18 protein-coding genes are annotated in these 16,840 nt (G+C 70.9%); 9 read left to right on the forward strand and 9 right to left on the reverse strand.

The window, feature by feature from the left end; all coding sequences use genetic code 11:
* Positions 1-198: 198 nt before the first annotated feature.
* Positions 199-486, forward strand: a complete 288-nt coding sequence (locus FJ694_RS12110; RefSeq protein WP_157267493.1) for a hypothetical protein — start codon at positions 199-201, stop codon at positions 484-486.
* Between the two features lie 170 nt (positions 487-656).
* Positions 657-1,226: a cob(I)yrinic acid a,c-diamide adenosyltransferase gene (locus tag FJ694_RS12115; RefSeq protein ID WP_157267494.1), complete on the forward strand. Its 570-nt coding sequence runs from the start codon at positions 657-659 to the stop codon at positions 1,224-1,226.
* 106 nt (positions 1,227-1,332) lie between these two features.
* Here the strand turns inward: FJ694_RS12115 and FJ694_RS12120 are convergent, their stop codons facing one another.
* From FJ694_RS12120 to rsmI, 3 genes are all read right to left on the reverse strand, one after another.
* Positions 1,333-2,460 carry a 3-deoxy-7-phosphoheptulonate synthase gene (locus FJ694_RS12120; RefSeq protein ID WP_157267495.1) on the reverse strand — a complete coding sequence of 376 codons (1,128 nt, stop codon included), beginning with the start codon at positions 2,458-2,460 and terminating at the stop codon, positions 1,333-1,335.
* Between the two features lie 282 nt (positions 2,461-2,742).
* Positions 2,743-4,206, reverse strand: coding sequence for a metalloprotease TldD (tldD, locus tag FJ694_RS12125; protein ID WP_157267496.1), 1,464 nt, complete (start codon positions 4,204-4,206; stop codon positions 2,743-2,745).
* 197 nt (positions 4,207-4,403) lie between these two features.
* Complete coding sequence (rsmI, locus tag FJ694_RS12130; RefSeq protein WP_157267497.1) at positions 4,404-5,333, reverse strand: 16S rRNA (cytidine(1402)-2'-O)-methyltransferase; 930 nt, start codon at positions 5,331-5,333, stop codon at positions 4,404-4,406.
* Between rsmI and FJ694_RS12135 the strand changes: the two genes are divergently transcribed.
* The 3 genes from FJ694_RS12135 to FJ694_RS12145 all read left to right on the forward strand — a co-directional run bounded on the left by FJ694_RS12135 (position 5,323) and on the right by FJ694_RS12145 (position 7,001).
* Positions 5,323-5,703 (forward strand): YraN family protein, encoded by a 381-nt coding sequence (locus FJ694_RS12135; RefSeq protein WP_157267498.1) that lies wholly within the window; start codon positions 5,323-5,325, stop codon positions 5,701-5,703. The genes rsmI and FJ694_RS12135 overlap by 11 nt on opposite strands.
* 99 nt (positions 5,704-5,802) lie before the next feature.
* A complete protein-coding gene (locus tag FJ694_RS12140) occupies positions 5,803-6,381 on the forward strand; it encodes an SIS domain-containing protein (RefSeq protein WP_157267499.1) in 579 nt (192 codons plus the stop codon).
* A complete protein-coding gene (locus tag FJ694_RS12145; RefSeq protein ID WP_157267500.1) occupies positions 6,378-7,001 on the forward strand; it encodes a BON domain-containing protein in 624 nt (207 codons plus the stop codon). The genes FJ694_RS12140 and FJ694_RS12145 overlap by 4 nt, the downstream gene beginning before the upstream one ends.
* 48 nt (positions 7,002-7,049) lie before the next feature.
* On the opposite strand, the gene FJ694_RS12150 is transcribed toward FJ694_RS12145, so the two are convergent.
* Positions 7,050-7,880 carry an NAD(P)-dependent oxidoreductase gene (locus FJ694_RS12150; RefSeq protein WP_157267558.1) on the reverse strand — a complete coding sequence of 277 codons (831 nt, stop codon included), beginning with the start codon at positions 7,878-7,880 and terminating at the stop codon, positions 7,050-7,052.
* Positions 7,881-8,047: 167 nt separating this feature from the next.
* Here FJ694_RS12150 and FJ694_RS12155 point away from each other — a divergent pair, with 167 nt between their 5' ends.
* A complete protein-coding gene (locus tag FJ694_RS12155; protein WP_157267501.1) occupies positions 8,048-8,761 on the forward strand; it encodes a YggS family pyridoxal phosphate-dependent enzyme in 714 nt (237 codons plus the stop codon).
* Between the two features lie 15 nt (positions 8,762-8,776).
* On the opposite strand, the gene FJ694_RS12160 is transcribed toward FJ694_RS12155, so the two are convergent.
* Both FJ694_RS12160 and FJ694_RS12165 read right to left on the reverse strand, forming a co-directional pair.
* Entirely contained in the window at positions 8,777-9,748 is a 972-nt protein-coding gene (locus FJ694_RS12160) for a Bug family tripartite tricarboxylate transporter substrate binding protein (protein WP_157267502.1), read from the reverse strand.
* A 71-nt stretch (positions 9,749-9,819) separates the two neighbouring features.
* Entirely contained in the window at positions 9,820-11,094 is a 1,275-nt protein-coding gene (locus FJ694_RS12165) for a Glu/Leu/Phe/Val family dehydrogenase (protein WP_157267503.1), read from the reverse strand.
* Positions 11,095-11,270: 176 nt separating this feature from the next.
* On the opposite strand from FJ694_RS12165, the gene proC reads away from it, so the two are divergent.
* Entirely contained in the window at positions 11,271-12,083 is an 813-nt protein-coding gene (proC, locus tag FJ694_RS12170) for a pyrroline-5-carboxylate reductase (protein ID WP_157267504.1), read from the forward strand.
* Entirely contained in the window at positions 12,080-12,625 is a 546-nt protein-coding gene (locus FJ694_RS12175) for a chorismate--pyruvate lyase family protein (protein ID WP_157267505.1), read from the forward strand. Before proC ends, FJ694_RS12175 begins: the two co-directional genes overlap by 4 nt.
* Here the strand turns inward: FJ694_RS12175 and FJ694_RS12180 are convergent.
* Together FJ694_RS12180 and ubiA are read right to left on the reverse strand one after the other, a co-directional pair.
* Positions 12,615-13,520, reverse strand: a complete 906-nt coding sequence (locus tag FJ694_RS12180) for an HNH endonuclease (RefSeq protein ID WP_157267506.1) — start codon at positions 13,518-13,520, stop codon at positions 12,615-12,617. The two genes, FJ694_RS12175 and FJ694_RS12180, sit on opposite strands and share 11 nt — an antisense overlap.
* A gap of 101 nt (positions 13,521-13,621) precedes the next feature.
* Complete coding sequence (ubiA, locus tag FJ694_RS12185; RefSeq protein WP_157267507.1) at positions 13,622-14,533, reverse strand: 4-hydroxybenzoate octaprenyltransferase; 912 nt, start codon at positions 14,531-14,533, stop codon at positions 13,622-13,624.
* A gap of 131 nt (positions 14,534-14,664) precedes the next feature.
* Between ubiA and FJ694_RS12190 the strand changes: the two genes are divergently transcribed.
* Positions 14,665-15,105 carry a hypothetical protein gene (locus tag FJ694_RS12190; RefSeq protein WP_157267508.1) on the forward strand — a complete coding sequence of 147 codons (441 nt, stop codon included), beginning with the start codon at positions 14,665-14,667 and terminating at the stop codon, positions 15,103-15,105.
* Positions 15,106-15,141: 36 nt separating this feature from the next.
* Here the strand turns inward: FJ694_RS12190 and FJ694_RS12195 are convergent, their stop codons facing one another.
* Positions 15,142-16,758, reverse strand: coding sequence for a peptide chain release factor 3 (locus FJ694_RS12195; RefSeq protein WP_157267509.1), 1,617 nt, complete (start codon positions 16,756-16,758; stop codon positions 15,142-15,144).
* Positions 16,759-16,840: the final 82 nt, after the last annotated feature.

A 16,840-nucleotide genomic window follows, 5' to 3' on the forward strand; every position in this document is an offset into this window, starting at 1 on the left:
TTCACTTGTCGGGTGTTAACCCCAACAATGTCGGCTGTTGGGGCCGTCGCAGTCCGGTTCTCGGGAACTGCGTCTTTTCCTCGCGTGCGCGATGCCGCCGCCAGCGCCTTCACGGGGCGCGGCGCGTCGAAGTCATGCCAACGCTTGTCGCATCCTTCCCGTCGGTTTCAGGCGGGATCAATTCCTCGCAGTACCCGCATGAAAATCCTGGGCGTTCAACTCCGCAAACCTTCCTTCAACGAAGTCACCGCCTCGGCCGTCATGGCCTCGGGCCTGTGGCTGCTCTACGTGGCGGCGATGCATGCCACGGGCAGCGTGATCGATCCCATCAATGCCGGCGCCACGCTGCTGGTCATCTTCTGGGGCTGCGTCTGCGTGCGCCTGGGCATCCACGTCGGCCGCGGCCTGCCGCACCTGGCCCTGAACGTGGGCTTCGGGGCCGCATTGCTGGGCGTGTACCAGGCACTCATCACGCTCTTCGGCTAGTCGGCAAGCGGCGTACCCGCTTTTGTGTGCGCTTGGCGCCGCCAGCGCACGATCGGCGGCCAACGCCCGATGTCTCCTTTACTGACTCGGTAAGCCTGAAGCGCCGCGCCTGCCACGGCAAGCCTGGGCAATCGGGCAGCCGCCGTGCCTGCGGCTGCTAGCATCGTTCGATGGCAAACCGACTCACACAAATCGCCACCCGCACCGGCGACGACGGCAGCACCGGCCTGGGCGACGGCAGTCGCGTACCCAAGAGCCACCTGCGCATCCATGCCTTGGGCGAAGTGGACGAGCTCAATTCGCACCTGGGCGTGCTGCTGTGCGAGCCGCTGCCCGACGAGGTGCGCGAGCTGCTGGTGAGGATCCAGCACGAGCTGTTCAACCTGGGCGGCGAAATCTCGATTCCTGGCTTCGAGCTGCTCAAGCCCGACGCGGTGTTGCGCCTGGACGAAGCGCTGGCCGAGTACAACGCCCGGCTGCCGCGGCTGCAGGAGTTCATCCTGCCCGGCGGCAGCCGCAGCGCCGCGCTGGCGCACGTGGCACGCACCGTGGCGCGACGCGCCGAGCGCTCATTGGTGGCGCTGGGCACGCAGGAGCCGCTGCGCCCCGAGCCGCGCCAGTACCTCAACCGCCTGTCGGACCTGCTGTTCGTGCTGGCGCGCGTGCTCAACCGCGCCAACCTCGACGGCCTGGGCGGCGACGACGTGTACTGGCACAGCGAGCGGCTGCAGCGCGGCTGAGGCGCCGCAGCCGGGGTCTGTTTCAGGCCCCCCTTTCAAACCCCTCCTGAAAGCCGGCCGCGGGCCGGCTTTTCCATTCCAGGCAGGGTGGTGGCTTGGAGGGGCCTCAGCCCCGGCGCGCCTTCACCGCCGCGCTGAGTTCCTCCAGCACCGTCAGCGAGTCCTCCCAGCCGATGCACGCGTCGGTGATGCTCTGGCCGTAGGCCAGCTTCGCCGGGTCGTCCTTGCCCGGCGTGAACTTCTGGGCGCCGGGCTGCAGGTGGCTTTCCACCATCACGCCGAAGACCGCGCGGCTGCCGCCGCGGATCTGGCCGGCGATGTCGCGCGCCACGTCCACCTGGCGCTCATGCTTCTTGGAGCTGTTGGCGTGGCTGAAGTCCACCATCAGCGAGCACTCCAGCCCCGCGGCCTCCAGGTCGCGGCAGGCGGCGGCGACATGGTCGGCGTCGTAGTTGGGCGCCTTGCCGCCGCGCAGGATGACGTGGCAGTCCAGGTTGCCCTTGGTCTGCACCGTGGCGACCTGGCCGTTCTTGTGCACCGACAGGAAGTGGTGCGGGCGCGAGGCGGACTGGATCGCGTCGATGGCGATCTTGATGTTGCCGTCGGTGCCGTTCTTGAAGCCGATGGGCGCCGAGATGCCCGAGGCCAGCTCGCGGTGCACCTGGCTCTCGGTGGTGCGTGCGCCGATGGCGCCCCAGGCGATCAGGTCGCCGATGTACTGCGGCGAGATCACGTCCAGGAACTCGCTGGCCGCCGGCAGGCCCAGCCGGTTGATCTCCACCAGCAGCTGCCGCGCCATGCGCAGGCCCTCGTCGATGCGGTAGCTCTCGTCCAGGTACGGGTCGTTGATCAGCCCCTTCCAGCCCACCGTCGTGCGCGGCTTCTCGAAGTACACGCGCATCACCACTTCCAGCGTGTCGGCGTAGCGGCGGCGCTGCTCGACCAGGCGGCGCGCGTATTCCAGCGCGGCCTGCGGGTCATGGATGGAGCAGGGGCCCATGATGACCAGCAGCCGGTCGTCCTTGCCGTGCAGCAGGTTGCCGATGCGCTGGCGCGTCTGCGTCACCAGCGCCTCCACGGGCGTGTTGCGGATCGGGAAGAAGCGGATGAGGTGTTCGGGCGGAGGCAAGGGCGTGATGTCCTGAATGCGGGCGTCGTCGGTCTGGCTGGTGCGGTCCGGCGGCGCCTGCCAGCCCTCGACAACGGCGGGCGGCGACTTCAGGTTCTCGTTCATGTCTTGCACTCCTGGGAAAAGATGCGGGTTCGAAAAGGTCGGGGTGAAAAAAAACCGCCGGGGTTCACCCGGCGGTTTCGAGGATCTTGCGCTGCGCTTTGGCTGTCGGCTTAAGCGCGGGCCTCTCCTCCGCCGGGGCGGTGCGAGAACCAGTAAAAGCCGAAGAAAAATCGTGCAAAGCGCATAAGTCCCGGATCATGGGGGTGACCTCCTGAATGCGTCAACGCATTTCGGGTACGTACCAGATCGTTCATTTCGCTGTCCCGCACCCGAGGCCCTGCATCAGGCCGTGCCGCCGACGGTCAGGCCGTCGATGCGCAGCGTGGGCTGGCCCACGCCCACGGGCACGCTCTGGCCTTCCTTGCCGCAGGTGCCCACGCCGGAGTCGAGCTGCAGGTCGTTGCCGATCATCGACACGCGCGTGAGCGCGTCCGGCCCGTTGCCGATGAGCGTGGCGCCCTTGACCGGGTAGAGGATCTTGCCGTTCTCGACCCAGTAGGCCTCGCTGGCCGAGAACACGAACTTGCCGCTCGTGATGTCCACCTGCCCGCCGCCGAAGTTCGTGGCGTACAGGCCCTTCTTGATCGAGGCCACGATCTCGTCCTTGGGCTTGTCGCCGGCGAGCATGTAGGTGTTGGTCATGCGCGGCATGGGCAGGTGCGCATAGCTCTCGCGCCGGCCGTTGCCGGTGGCCTTGACCTTCATGAGCCGGGCGTTGAGCGCGTCCTGGATGTAGCCGCGCAGGATGCCGTCCTCGATCAGCACCGTGCGCTGCGTGGCGCAGCCCTCGTCGTCCACATTGAGCGAGCCGCGGCGGTCGGGCAGCGTGCCGTCGTCGAGCACCGTCACGCCCTTGGCCGCCACGCGCTGGCCGATGCGCCCGGCAAAGGCGCTGGAGCCCTTGCGGTTGAAGTCGCCTTCCAGGCCGTGGCCGATGGCCTCGTGCAGCAGGATGCCCGGCCAGCCCGGGCCCAGCACCACGGTCATCTCGCCGGCCGGCGCGGGGCGCGCCTCCAGGTTGGTGAGCGCGGCATTGACGGCCTGGTCCACGTAGCGGTCGATCACGTCGTCCTGGAAGTAGCCCAGGCCGAAGCGCCCGCCGCCGCCGCCGGAGCCGATCTCGCGCCGGCCGTTGGACTCGGCGATCACGGTCACGCTCAGCCGCACCAGCGGGCGCACGTCCGCCGCGCGCGTGCCGTCGGCGCGCGCCACCAGCACCACGTCGTGCTCGGCGGCCACGCCGGCCATGACCTGCACGATGCGCGGGTCGCGTGCGCGGGCGCGCTGCTCCACCTTCTCCAGCAGCGCGACCTTCTGCGCGCTGTCGAGGGTGCCGATCGGGTCGGTGGGCGCGTACAGCGCGCGGCTGCCGGCCACGCTGGTGGCCGCGGGCACCTTCACGCGCCGGCTCTGTCCTGCCGCGGCGATGCTGCGCACGGTGCGCGCCGCGTCCAGCAGCGCGGCCTCGGAGATGTCGTCGGAGTAGGCGAAGGCCGTCTTCTCGCCGGCCACGGCGCGCACGCCCACGCCCTGGTCGATGCTGAAGCTGCCGCTCTTGACAATGCCTTCCTCCAGGCTCCAGCCCTCGTGGCGCGTGGTCTGGAAATACAGGTCGGCGTCGTCGATGCGGTGCTCGCTGATCAGGCGCAGCGCCTGCGTCAGCGTGGCCTCGCTCAGGCCGTAGGGGTCGAGCAGCAGCGACTGCGCCTGGGCCAGTCGTTCGAGAGTGGGTTCGCGGGAAATCATGGCGTTTCTGGGCTGAGCCCTGGGTGGGATAGGGAACATCATGGCCGACGGCAGCGGTGCCGCGCCACGCCGGCCGTGCCGGCGCCGTTGGAAAGCGGCTTCGATGTTCCCACGCCCGTGCCCGCGGCAAGTGCGGCGCGCCGCAATGCCCCGGCCACCGCCGGCCCGGCATGCGCTGCCGGGTGCTGCCGCGGCGCTCAGCCGGCGTCCGCGTCCTCGTCGCGCAGCGCCAGCGCGCGCTGGTAGAGCGCGTTGCGCGGCGCGCCGCTGAGCGTGGCGGCCAGCGCCACGGCCTGTTTCAGCGGCAGCTCGGCCAGCAGCGTGCGCAGCGCGCGCTCGGCCTCGGCGGGCAGCGCGTCGGCCTCGTCGGACACCGGCACCGCCTCGGGGGCATGCAGCACCAGCACGAACTCGCCGCGCAGGCGCTGCGCGTCGCCCGCGAACCAGTCGGGCAGCTCGGCGGCCGTCAGCGTGTGGATGCTCTCGAACTGCTTGGTCAGCTCCCGGCAGACGCTCACGCGCCGCGTCGGCAGGCCCTGCGCCAGCTCGGCGGCCAGCGCCTGCACGCGGTGCGGCGCCTCGAACAGCACCTGCGCCCGCGGCTGCGCGGCCAGCGCCTGCAGCGCCGCGCGGCGTTCCGCGCCCTTGGCCGGCAGGAAGCCGACGAACTCGAAGCCGCTGCTGCGCACGTCGCCCGCGGCGCTGAGCGCCGTCACGGCGCTGCTGGCGCCGGGAATGGGCACGACGCGGTGCCCGGCCGCGCGCACCGCCGCCACCAGCACCGCGCCGGGGTCGGAGACGGCGGGCGTGCCGGCGTCGCTGACGTAGGCCACGCGCTGGCCCTGCGCCAGGCGCTCGACCACGCCCTGCGCCGCGCCGTGCTCGTTGTGCTCGTGCACGGCCAGCAGCGGCTTGTCCAGGCCCAGGTGGCGCAGCAGCGCCGCGCTCACGCGCGTGTCCTCGCAGGCCACGGCGTCGGCGCGCGCGAGCACCTCGATGGCGCGCAGCGTCAGGTCGGCCAGGTTGCCGATCGGCGTGGCCACCACGTACAGAGAAGCGGCGGGATACTGCTGCGCACCCGCGGCCGCGGTGGCCGCCTGACGGAGCAGGGAAGCGATGTTGGACAAGGGACAGACGACCAGGCAGCGGGGAGAGGCAGCCGAGGCGCTGGCACTGGCGCACTTGCAGCGCCACGGCCTGCGGCTGGTGGAGCGGAATTATCGGCTGGCGCAGGGCCCGGCCGCGCACGGCGGCGAGATCGACCTGATCCTGCGCGAGCGCGACGGCACGCTGGTGTTCGTGGAGGTGCGCTCGCGCCGCAGCCGCGCCTGCGGCGGCGCCGCGGCCAGCATCGGCGCGTCCAAGCAGCGCCGACTGCGCCGCGCCGCCGAGCATTTCCTGCTGCGCTGGCCCGTGCTGCCGCCGTGCCGCTTCGACGTGGTGGCGATCGACAACGGCGAGGTGACGTGGCTGCGCGGCGCCTTCGGCGTGGACTGAAGCCCGGAAAACGGCCTTCCGACACCGGATCGCGGCTCCCGGCGCGGGCTTCCTCCACCGAAACAGGGCGTTCACACCGCGTCGCTATCATCCCCGCCCATGCTTGAGCAGCGCATCCAACAACATTTCTTCGAGAGCGCCGACCTGCTCTACCAGGTGGCCGAGACGCTGTCGCGACCGATCGCCGACGCGGCGCAGGTCGTGGTGGCCAGCATCACCGGCGGCGGCAAGGTGCTGCTCGTGGGCCAGGGCCCGTGGCTGGGCCTGGCGCAGAGCTTCGCGGCGCAGTTCACCGGCCGCTTCGAGCGCGAACGCCCGGGCCTGGCGGCGCTGGTGCTGGGCGACGCCGGGCTGCTGAGCCTGCCGGGGCTGGACGAGCCGGCGCAGGCGCGGCAACTGCAGGCGCTGGGCGCGCCGGGCGACCTGCTCATCGCGCTGGGCGCCACGGCCACGCCGGCGCTGGTGGCCGCGGTGCAGGCCGCGCACGGCCGCGACATGACGGTGCTGGCGCTCACCGGCCGCGCCGCCGGCGCGCAGGCGCTGCAGCTGGCCGAGACCGACGTGCACATCCCCGTGCCGCACGAGCGTGCGGCGCGCATCCTGGAGCTTCACCTGCTGGCGCTGCATGCCATCTGCGACGCGGTGGACCTCCAACTCATGGGCGAACAGGACGAATGAGCAAGCTTTCCAAGACTTCCCGCCGCGCCGTGCGGCTGTTGGCCGTGCTGGGCGCGGCTGCCTGGGTCAGCGGCTGCGCGCCGCTGGTGGTGGGCGGCGCCGCCGTGGGCGGCGCCATGGTGTTCAGCGATCGCCGTACCTCCGGCACGCAGCTGGAAGACCAGGCCATCGAGCTCAAGGCCGCCAACCGCGCGCGCGAGGTGCTGGGCGACCGCGGGCACCTGAACTTCACGGCCTACAACCGCACGCTGCTCATCACCGGCGAGGTGCCCACCGAGGAGGACCGCCAGGCCGTGGAGCGCGCCGTCGCCGGCGTGGAGAACCTGCGCTCGGTGGTCAACGAGCTGGGCGTGCTGGGCAACAGTTCCCTGACCGCGCGCTCCAGCGACGCCATCATCACCAGCAAGGTCAAGGCGAGCTTCGTCGACGCCAAGGACCTGCAGGCCAGCGCCGTCAAGGTCACGACCGAGCGCGGCGTGGTCTACCTGATGGGCCGCGTCACCGAGCGCGAGGCCACCCGCGCCACCGAGCTGGCGCGCAACGTCGGCGGCGTGACCAAGGTGGTGCGGGTGTTCGAGATGCTCACCGAGACCGAGCTGTCCAACCTCACCACGAAGTGATCCCGCGCAACGCGGCGGCTGGCCATCGGCGCGCCGCCGCGCGGCGGCTCACTTGAGCCGCTTGACCAGGCTCGACGTGTCCCAGCGCCCGCCGCCCAGGGCCTGCACGTCGGCGTAGAACTGGTCCACCAGCGCCGTCACGGGCAGCCGCGCGCCGTTGCGCCGGGACTCCTCCAGCACCAGGCCCAGGTCCTTGCGCATCCAGTCCACGGCAAAGCCGAAGTCGAACTTGTCCTCGACCATGGTCGTGCCGCGGTTCTCCATCTGCCAGCTCTGCGCCGCGCCCTTGGAGATGACCTGCAGCACCTGCTGCATGTCCAGCCCGGCGCGCTGGCCGAAGGCCACGGCCTCGGACAGGCCCTGCAGCAGCCCGGCGATGCAGACCTGGTTGACCATCTTGGCCAGCTGCCCCGCGCCGGCCTCGCCCACGCGCGTGACGGCGCGCGAATAGGCCAGCGCCACCGGCTTCATGGCTTCAAAAGGCTCGGCGTCGCCGCCGCACATCACCGTGAGCACGCCGTTGACGGCGCCGGCCTGGCCGCCCGACACCGGCGCGTCCACGAAGTGCAGCCCCGCCGCGCGCGCCGCGGCATGCAGCTCGCGCGCCACCTCGGCCGAGGCGGTGGTGTGGTCCACGAACACGGCGCCCGGGCGCATGCCGGCGAAGGCGCCGTCGGCGCCCAGCACCACGCTGCGCAGGTCGTCGTCGTTGCCCACGCAGGCGAAGACGAAGTCCGCGTCCTGCGCCGCCTCGCGCGGCGTGGCGGCGGCGCGCCCGCCGTGCTCGGCCGCCCAGGCCTGCGCCTTGGCCGCGGTGCGGTTGTAGACCGCCACGGTGTGTCCGGCCTTGGCCAGGTGCCCAGCCATCGGGTGGCCCATCACGCCCAGGCCCAGGAAGGCCACGCGCGCCGGCGTCGTCGCGGCGGCTGCTTGCTGATCGCTCAAATCCGTTCTCCTGTGAATCACGCCGCGCCTGGCCAGGCGCCGGCCGCGAAGCGCGGATCATGGCCCATCCGTTCCGGGGGGCATCGGCTAGGCTCGCCGCCATGACGAGCATTGCCCACCACTTAGAACACACCCGCGCGCGCATCGCCAGCGCCTGCGCCGCCGCCCGGCGCGACCCGCAGGCCGTGACGCTGCTGGCGGTGAGTAAAACCTTTGGCGCCGACGCGGTGCGCGAGGCGCATGCCGCCGGCCAGCGCGCCTTCGGCGAGAACTACGTGCAGGAGGCGCTGGACAAGATCGCCGCGCTGGCCGAGCTGCGGGCGCAGCTGGAGTGGCACCTGATCGGCCCGCTGCAGAGCAACAAGACGCGCGTGGTGGCCGAGGCCTTCGACTGGGTCCACTCGGTGGACCGGCTCAAGATCGCCGAGCGGCTGTCGGCGCAGCGCCCGCCGCAGCTGGCGCCGCTGCAGGTCTGCCTGCAGGTCAACGTCAGCGGCGAGGCCAGCAAGAGCGGCGTCGCGCCGGGCGAGGTGGCGGCGCTGGCGCGCGCGGTGGCGCGGCTGCCCGGGCTGCGGCTGCGCGGTCTGATGTCCATCCCCGAGCCGGCCGAGGGCTTCGAAGCGCAGCGCGCCCCGCACCGCCGGCTGCGCGCGCTGCTGGACGAGCTCAACGCCGAAGGGCTGGCGCTGGACACGCTGTCGATGGGCATGAGCGCCGACCTCGAAGCCGCCGTGGCCGAGGGCGCCACGCTGGTGCGCATCGGCACCGCCATCTTCGGCGGGCGCAGCTACCCGGCGGCGCAGCCCGCGGCCTGACGCGCCCGGGTCACGTCACGGCTCCAGCCGCAGCCCGATGCGGCGGATGATCGTGCCCCAGCGCTGCGTCTCCGCGGCCACCAGCTCGCGGAACACCGCGGCGCTGCCGCCCACGGGCGTAAGCCCCTGCTGCTCCAGCGCGACGCGCACGCCGGCGTCCTGCAGCACCGCATTGACGTCGGCATTGATGCGCCGGACCACGTCCTCGGGCGTGCCCGCCGCGGTGAACAGGCCGTTCCAGGCGAGTGCGTTGACGCCGGGAAAACCCGCCTCGGCCAGCGTGGGCACGTCACGCAGGCCTTCCAGGCGCTGGCGGCTGGTCACGGCCAGCAGCCGCACGCGCCCGGCGCGCACGTGCGGCAACAGCGCCGGCGCGACCATCAGCGTGGCGTCGGTCTCGCCCTGCGCCACCGACATCGCGCTCGGCGGCGAGCCGTTGAAGGGCACGTGCGTGCCCTGGAAGCGGGCCTCGGCCATCAGCAGCTCCATGGTCAGGTGCGAGCTGCTGCCCTTGCCCAGCGAGGCGTAGTTCATGCGCCCGTTGCGCTCGCGGGCCCAGGCCACGAACTCGGCCACCGTCTTCACCGGCAGCGCGGCGTTGACGGCCAGCACGTTGGGCTGCGAGGTCGTCATCACCACCGGCGCCAGGTCGCGCGCCGGGTCGTAGGGCAGCTTCGCGTACATGAAGGGCGCGAAGGCGACGGGGCCGTTGAATCCCAGGGCCAGCACGTGGCCGTCGGGCGGCGCCTTGGCCGCCGCGTCCATGCCCAGTAGCCCGCCGGCGCCGGGCTTGTTCTCCACCACCACGCTCGCGCCCCAGCGGTCCTTGAGCTTGTCGCCCAGCAGCCGGGCCACGATGTCCAGCGAGCTGCCGGGCGGGGCCGGCACGACCAGGCGCACGGTGCGCGTGGGCCAGCCGTCCTGGGCCAGCGTGAGGGAGGCGGGCAGCGCGAGGGCCGCGGCGGCGAGCAGGGTTCGGCGGTGCATGGCGCAGTGGTCAAAACGGAACCGCCGATGCTAAGCCGCTCCCAGCACCGCCCCGGCGTGCGCCAAAGGTGTCAGGGATACAAGCCCCGCTCCTCGCGCGCCGTGAGGATGCGCTCGCAGGCGACGGCGAAGGTGGCGGTGCGCAGGCTGATGCGGTGCTGGTCGGCGGTGTCCCAGATGCGGCGCAGCGCGCCGATCATGATCTTCTCCAGCCGCAGGTTGATCTCGTCCTCGGTCCAGAAGAAGCTGGAGAAGTCCTGCACCCACTCGAAGTAGCTCACCGTCACGCCGCCGGCGTTGCAGATCACGTCGGGCACGACCAGCACGCCGCGCTCGGCCAGCACGTCGTCGCCGTCGGGCGGGGTCGGGCCGTTGGCGCCTTCGAGCACCAGCCTCGCCTTCACGCGTCGCGCGCGCGCGGCCGTGAGTTGCCCTTCCAGCGCGGCCGGGATCAGGATGTCGCAGTCCACGTCCCAGAAGCTCTCGTCGTCGATCGCTTCCGCCCCGGTGAAGCCGCCGACGGAGCCCTGGCGCTGCACCAGCGGCATCAGGTCGCCGAACTCGATGCCGCCGCCGTTGAAGATGGTCCCGGTGTGGTCCTGGATCGCCACCACCTTGGCGCCGGCCTGCACGAACAGCTCGGCTGCCGACGAGCCCACGTTGCCGAAGCCCTGCACCGCCACGCGCGCGCCGTCGAGCGGCAGGTTGATGCGCCGCGCCGCCTCGCGCCCGGTGACGAACACGCCCCGGCCCGTGGCCTTCACCCGGCCCAGCGAGCCGCCCAGGTGGATCGGCTTGCCGGTGACGACGCCGGTGGCGGTGGCGCCGACGTTCATGGAGTAGGTGTCCATCATCCAGGCCATGATCTGGGCGTTGGTGTTGACGTCCGGCGCCGGGATGTCCTGCTGCGGGCCGATGATCAGCCCGATCTCGCTGGTGTAGCGGCGCGTCAGCCGCTCCAGCTCCTTCTTGGACAGCTGCTTGGGCTCGACGCGGATGCCGCCCTTGGCGCCGCCGTAGGGCAGGTTGACGGCGGCGTTCTTGATCGACATCCAGGCGGAGAGCGCCATCACCTCCTCCAGCGTCACGTCCGGGTGGTAGCGCACGCCGCCCTTGCCGGGGCCGCGGCTGAGGTTGTGCTGCACGCGGTAGCCCTCGAAGTGCGCCACGCTGCCGTCGTCGAGCTCGATGGGGATGTCCACGATCAGCGCGCGCTTGGGGCGCTTGAGCGTCTCGACCCAGCGCGCCAGATGGCCCAGGTAGGGCGTGACGCGGTCCACCTGCGACAGGTAGGTCTGCCAGGGGCTGCCGGGAGTCGGGTGCACGAAGGACAGGCTCGAATTCATGGACGGCTCTCCTCGTTGTCTTGACGTTGCTCGTTGTCGCGCGCGGCCGGCCGCGCCGGGCGGCGGCCGCCCGGCCACTGTAGGCGCGGCGGCCTCGCCTTGCGCGCGTGGCGGGGGCAGGGCGCGTGCCGGGTGCCGTGGCGGCACCCCCGGGCGCGGCGCCTAAACTGGCACGCATGAGCACAGTTGCATTCATCGGCGGCGGCAACATGGCCGGCGCCCTCATCGGCGGGCTGCTGCAGTCGGGCCGCCCGGCCTCTTCGATCCTGGTGGTGGAACCCATGGAGGCGCAGCGCGTGAAGCTGCTGCAGACCTTCGGCGTGGTGGCGCTGCCGGCCGCGGCCCCGGCGCTGTCGCAGGCGCAGGTGGTGGTCTGGGCGGTGAAGCCCCAGCTGTTCAGGGAAGCGGCCGCCCCTTGCGCCGGGCGCGTGCAGCAGGCGCTGCAGCTCAGCGTGATGGCGGGCATCCGCAGCGACGCCATCGCCGCGGCCACCGGCAGCGACGCCGTGGTGCGCGCCATGCCCAACACGCCGGCGCTGATCGGCCAGGGCATTGCCGGGCTGTACGCGCGAGCGGCCGTGAGCGCGGCGCAGAAGGGCGAGGTCGAGGCGCTGCTGTCGCCCACCGGGCGCACGCTGTGGGTCGAGCGTGAGGAGGACCTGGACGCCGTCACGGCGCTGTCGGGCTCGGGGCCCGCCTACGTCTTCTACGTGGTCGAGGCCATGATGGCCGCCGCCGAGAAGATGGGCCTGACGGCCGAACAGGGCCGCGAGCTGGCGCTGGCCACCGTGGCCGGCGCCGCGGCGCTGGCGCAGCAGTCCGACGAGAGCCCGGCCGTGCTGCGCGAGCGCGTCACCTCCAAGGGCGGCACCACCCACGCCGCGCTGAGCTCGCTGGAAGCCGACGGCGTGCGCGACGCCTTCGTGCGCGCCCTGCAGGCCGCGCAGGCGCGCGCCCGCGAGCTGGGCGACGAGTTCGGCCGGGCGTGAGCCTGGCGCTGCGGCGCTGGCAGCGCGCGCCGGGCTCGCTCACGGCCCGGCTGAAGGCCCTGGGCGAACGCTTCGAGGTGCGCACGCTGCGCCAGCGTGTGGCGCCGCTGCTGCCCGAGGAGCGGTGCGTCCTCGGCGCCGGGCGGCACCTGGTGCGCGAGGTGGTGCTGTGCGTGGACGGGGTACCGCTGGTGTGGGCGCGCAGCGTGGCGCCGGCGCGCACGCTGCGCGGGCCGTGGCGCGCGCTGGCCGGGCTGGGTACCCGGCCGCTGGGCCAGCTGCTGTTCGACGACGCGCGGGTGGCACGGTCGGCGCTGGTTCCCCATCACTGGCATCGCGGCCACCCGGGCCACGGGCGCGTGCGGCGCGACTGGCTCACCGTCACCGGCGCCGACTGGCCGGCGGCGGTGGTGGCGGGGCGCAGCTCGGTGTTCAAGCGGCGCGGGGCGAAACTGCGGGTGTTCGAGGCGTTCGCGCCGGAACTGATCGAATTTGCCTCCCGGACGAAAAATCAGGCGGCCGGCCCGGAATTCAGGGCCTGAATACCTGCTCGTTATGCCATTGAAGGAAGGCGGGTGAGGGTCGCTGGTTTTCCTGCTTTGGAATGCTGGCCAGCCGGCTTCCATTGAGCCGGTAGTAGGCCTTGCCGTTGAACCATTCTTCGCGGATGCGGCTGCTGATTTGGACGGTCAAATCCGGTGTCACGGTGACCAGTCCCAGGTCGAACAGCTTGTGGAAATCCGTTCTCAGCAGCATGCCGTTGGTGACGGCGTGAGGGCCTTGCTCCGCATAGGGAACGATGTGTGCGGCGTCCAGTACCGGCAGCGTGCTTTCGCCGGTGATGGCGCAGCGTCTTGAATAGGCATCGGTGACCAGTACCCTGAAAGCCCCCTGTCCCAGTCGCGGAGTCACCAGTCGGGGTTCGCCAAAACGTCTTTCGGAGACGTCGAAAACAGCCTGGGATCCCAGGCGTTCCTGAACTTGAGCCCAGAGGGATGCGCCATCCTGAAGCGTCGAATCGTAATAGCGGCCACGAACAATATTGCCGCTCCAGCCCAAGGGTTCCCTGATCCAGAGCCCCTCGGGCCAGAAAAAGGGCATTGTCAGAACCGTACAGCCGATCATCGGATCGGATTTGGCCTCGGACTGAGCAATGCTGCGAATTGAATTCGCGAAAGAAGAAAAGCTTGCGGCGCCGTTTTTTGGTCCGAAGGTATCCCAGGCAACTGAAAGGGGAAGCTCCGTGGATCTCACGAAGAAACCGCCGCCGGCAATGTGGTTGTGCGGTTTCTTGAGTTTGAACAGGAAAAGTGAGCCGGGCTCCAGGCCTTTGTAGGCTACGGCGCCATTGGGCTGCCAGAAGTTGACTTCGTCATGTCCTGATTTTGACTGATATTTGAACCAGGCATTGTCGGTAGTGCCAACCCAGAATTTCACATTGAATCCTTGAATTGAGGGTCTGCCAAATGCCTGTCAATGGACTTGCTTCAAATGTCAAAGCAGGGGCAGTGCAGGCAGTCCCAGGTTCAAATCGTCAATCATTTGAAGAACAAGTCCACCACCGTCCCCGCGAACACCGCGAACCCCAGCCAGTGGTTCAGCCGGAAGGCCTTGAAGCACCCTTCGCGCGTGCGGTGCCGGATCAGCGTCCAGTGCCAGGCCACCTGCACGAGCGCGGCGGCGATGCCGGCCAGGAACCAGGCGCCTAGACCCAGGTGCAGGCCGATCCAGGTCCAGGACGCGAGGTGCAGCAGGTAGAAGGCGGTGACGCCGATCACGTCGAAGCGGCCCAGCGTCAGCGCCGAGGTCTTGATGCCGATGCGGATGTCGTCGTCGCGGTCCACCATCGCGTACTCGGTGTCGTAAGCCAGCACCCAGAACAGGTTCGACAGCAGCAGCGCCCAGGCGATCGGCGGCACCGCGTCCGCCACCGCGCCCGGGCCCCAGGCGGAGCCGCCCAGCACGGCCGAGAAGGCCATCGGGATGCCGAAGCTGAAGGCCACGCCCAGCACCGCCTGCGGCATCGACACCACGCGCTTGGCCCACGGGTAGGCGATGGCAATCGCCAGCGCGGCAAAGGACAGCGTGATGGTCGGCCCGTTGGTGGTCAGCACCAGGAAGAAGGCCGCCAGCGCCAGCGCCGCGCCCACCAGCAGCGCCTCGCGCGTGCCGATGGCGCCACGCGTCACCGGGCGCTGCGCGGTGCGCTTCACGTGGCGGTCGAAGTCCTGGTCGGCCACGTCGTTGACGCAGCAGCCGGCGCTGCGCATGAGGATGGTGCCCAGCACGAACACCGCCAGCAGGTGCCAGCCCGGGAAGCCGTCGGCCGCCATCCACAGCGCCGACAGCGTCGGCCACAGCAGCAGCAGCCAGCCGGCGGGCCGGTTCCAGCGGATCAGGTCGAGGTACAGCGCCAGGCGCGACGGGGGAGTGACGGCATGCGTGCTCATGGCCGCGGATTGTCGCGCGCGCCCATCGGGCGGCTGCGCGCGGAACTTGGGCGCACGGGCCTTGCTCCACGGCAAGGGCGCGCGCCGGTGCCGCGCCGACCATGTCCTCTCAACGCCAGGAGAAACGCCCCATGCCCACCGCCGTCCGCCACACCGACAGCCCCGAAGCCCTGGCCCGCCTGCTGGCGCTTTTGATCGTGGCCGATACCCGGCTCGATCCGCGCGAGCTGGCCATGCTCGACGAGCTCGACGCCTATGCGCGCCTGGGGCTGGAGCGCGCCGACTTCATGCACGTGGCCGGCGCGCTGTGCGACGAGCTCGGCGACCGGCTGCAGCAGCGGCCCTGGCTGTCGCTGTCGGAGCGGGCGCTGATCGACGCCGAGCTGCAGTGCGTGCAGGACCCGGCCAAGCGGCTGCTGGTGGCGCGGCTGGGCGCGGCCATCATCACCGCCGACGGCCGCGTGCAGGACAGCGAGCGCGCGCTCTTCGACCACCTGCTGCTGCGCTGGGGCCTCACGCGCGCGGACGTGACGCAGGCGATCCGGGAGGATCGGCCGGCTCGGGCCCAGTAAGGAGTGAAGCGGCCGGGTGCTCCCGGCCGCGCCTGGTCAAGCCTCCAGCCGCTGCTGGAACATCAGCCCCGCGTGCTCGCGCAGGGCGTGGAACTTGATCTTGGGCCAGTTGTCCTGCATGGCGCGCAGCTCGCCGGCGTATTCCAGCAGCACGCAGGGCGCGTCCACGGCATCGAAGGCGACGCGGTGCGCGTTGTGGTCGATGAAGCGCTGCAGCTCCTTGGGCTCGTCACACGTCACCCAGCGCGCCACGTTGTAGCGCACGGGCTGGATGCGCGCGCGCACGCCGTACTCGTGCTCCAGGCGGTGCGCCACCACCTCGAACTGCAGCTGGCCCACGGCGCCCAGCAGCAGCACCGAGCCGGCGGCCGGGCGGAACACCTGGATCGCGCCTTCCTCGCCCAGCTGCGTCAGGCCCGCACGCAGCTGCTTCGTCTTCAGCGGGTCGGCCACTTCCACGGCGCGGAACATCTCCGGCGCGAAGAAAGGCAATCCGGTGAACTGCAGTGCCTCGCCCTCGGTGATGGTGTCGCCCAGCTGCAGTACGCCGTGGTTGGGGATGCCGATGATGTCCCCGGCAAAGGCCTCGTCCAGCAGCTCGCGGCGCTGCGACAGGAAGCTCACCACGGAGTTCGGGCGCAGCTCCTTGCCGGAGCGCACCACCTTCAGCCGCATGCCGCGCTCGAAGTGGCCGCTGGCCACGCGCAGGAAGGCGATGCGGTCGCGATGCGCCGGGTCCATGTTGGCCTGGATCTTGAACACCACGCCGCTGAACTTGCTCTCCTCGGGCTTCACCTCGCGCTGGATCGCCACGCGCGAGCCCGGCGCCGGCGCCAGCTCCACCAGCGCGTCCAGCACTTCCTTGACGCCGAAGTTGTTGATGGCCGAGCCGAAGAACATCGGCGTCTGGCGCCCGGCCAGGAATTCCTCTTCATTGAAGGCGGGTGCCGCCTCCTGCACCAGCTCGATCTCGCCGGCGGCCTGCTCGTAGGACATGCCGAAACGATCCGCCAGCGCCGGGTTGTGCACGCCCTCGACGATCTCGTCGTCGTCGTGGTGGCGGTCCTCGCCGGGCGAGAACACGCGCATCTGGTCGCGGCGCAGGTCGAGCACGCCGCCGAAATGCTTGGCCATGCCCACCGGCCAGGTGAAGGGCACCACCGACATGCCCAGCTCGCGCTCGATCTCGTCCATCAGCGCCAGCGGCTCCTGCACCTCGCGGTCCATCTTGTTGACGAAGGTGAGGATCGGCGTGTTGCGCGCGCGGCAGACCTGCAGCAGGCGCCGCGTTTGCGGCTCCACGCCGTTGGCCGCGTCGATGACCATCAGCGCGGCATCGACCGCGGTGAGCACGCGGTAGGTGTCTTCGGAGAAATCCTGGTGGCCCGGGGTGTCGAGCAGGTTGATGACGCAGTCGCGGTACTCCATCTGCATCACCGAGGAGGCCACCGAGATGCCGCGCTGCTTCTCGATCTCCATCCAGTCCGAGGTGGCGTGGCGGCTGGCCTTGCGCGCCTTGACGGAGCCGGCGATCTGGATCGCGCCCGAGAACAGCAGCAGCTTCTCGGTCAGCGTGGTCTTGCCCGCGTCGGGGTGGGAAATGATGGCGAAGGTGCGGCGGCGGCGCACCTGGGAGAGGAGGTCGGCGGACATGCGGCGTGCGGCCGCAAACCCGACCGCTCGTGTAGAGGGAAACCCGCGATTATCGCGGGCCCGCCCCGGCCGGGCGGCGCAG

Origin of the sequence: Azohydromonas aeria (assembly GCF_009760915.1) — a bacterium.
In the GTDB taxonomy this organism is placed as follows: Bacteria; Pseudomonadota; Gammaproteobacteria; order Burkholderiales; family Burkholderiaceae_C; genus Azohydromonas; species Azohydromonas aeria.

What these genes read in the sequence shown, in the direction of transcription:
- FJ694_RS12115 (WP_157267494.1), top strand. Translation starts at nt 657, where the DNA reads ATGGCAAACCGACTCACACAAATCGCCACCCGCACCGGCGACGACGGC.
- tldD (WP_157267496.1), bottom strand. Translation starts at nt 4,206, where the DNA reads ATGATTTCCCGCGAACCCACTCTCGAACGACTGGCCCAGGCGCAGTCG.
- ubiA (WP_157267507.1), bottom strand. Translation starts at nt 14,533, where the DNA reads ATGAGCACGCATGCCGTCACTCCCCCGTCGCGCCTGGCGCTGTACCTC.
- FJ694_RS12120 (WP_157267495.1), bottom strand. Translation starts at nt 2,460, where the DNA reads ATGAACGAGAACCTGAAGTCGCCGCCCGCCGTTGTCGAGGGCTGGCAG.
- FJ694_RS12165 (WP_157267503.1), bottom strand. Translation starts at nt 11,094, where the DNA reads ATGAATTCGAGCCTGTCCTTCGTGCACCCGACTCCCGGCAGCCCCTGG.
- FJ694_RS12195 (WP_157267509.1), bottom strand. Translation starts at nt 16,758, where the DNA reads ATGTCCGCCGACCTCCTCTCCCAGGTGCGCCGCCGCCGCACCTTCGCC.
- proC (WP_157267504.1), top strand. Translation starts at nt 11,271, where the DNA reads ATGAGCACAGTTGCATTCATCGGCGGCGGCAACATGGCCGGCGCCCTC.
- FJ694_RS12110 (WP_157267493.1), top strand. Translation starts at nt 199, where the DNA reads ATGAAAATCCTGGGCGTTCAACTCCGCAAACCTTCCTTCAACGAAGTC.
- FJ694_RS12160 (WP_157267502.1), bottom strand. Translation starts at nt 9,748, where the DNA reads ATGCACCGCCGAACCCTGCTCGCCGCCGCGGCCCTCGCGCTGCCCGCC.
- FJ694_RS12150 (WP_157267558.1), bottom strand. Translation starts at nt 7,880, where the DNA reads ATGGGCCACCCGATGGCTGGGCACCTGGCCAAGGCCGGACACACCGTG.
- FJ694_RS12145 (WP_157267500.1), top strand. Translation starts at nt 6,378, where the DNA reads ATGAGCAAGCTTTCCAAGACTTCCCGCCGCGCCGTGCGGCTGTTGGCC.
- FJ694_RS12140 (WP_157267499.1), top strand. Translation starts at nt 5,803, where the DNA reads ATGCTTGAGCAGCGCATCCAACAACATTTCTTCGAGAGCGCCGACCTG.
- FJ694_RS12135 (WP_157267498.1), top strand. Translation starts at nt 5,323, where the DNA reads ATGTTGGACAAGGGACAGACGACCAGGCAGCGGGGAGAGGCAGCCGAG.
- FJ694_RS12190 (WP_157267508.1), top strand. Translation starts at nt 14,665, where the DNA reads ATGCCCACCGCCGTCCGCCACACCGACAGCCCCGAAGCCCTGGCCCGC.
- FJ694_RS12155 (WP_157267501.1), top strand. Translation starts at nt 8,048, where the DNA reads ATGACGAGCATTGCCCACCACTTAGAACACACCCGCGCGCGCATCGCC.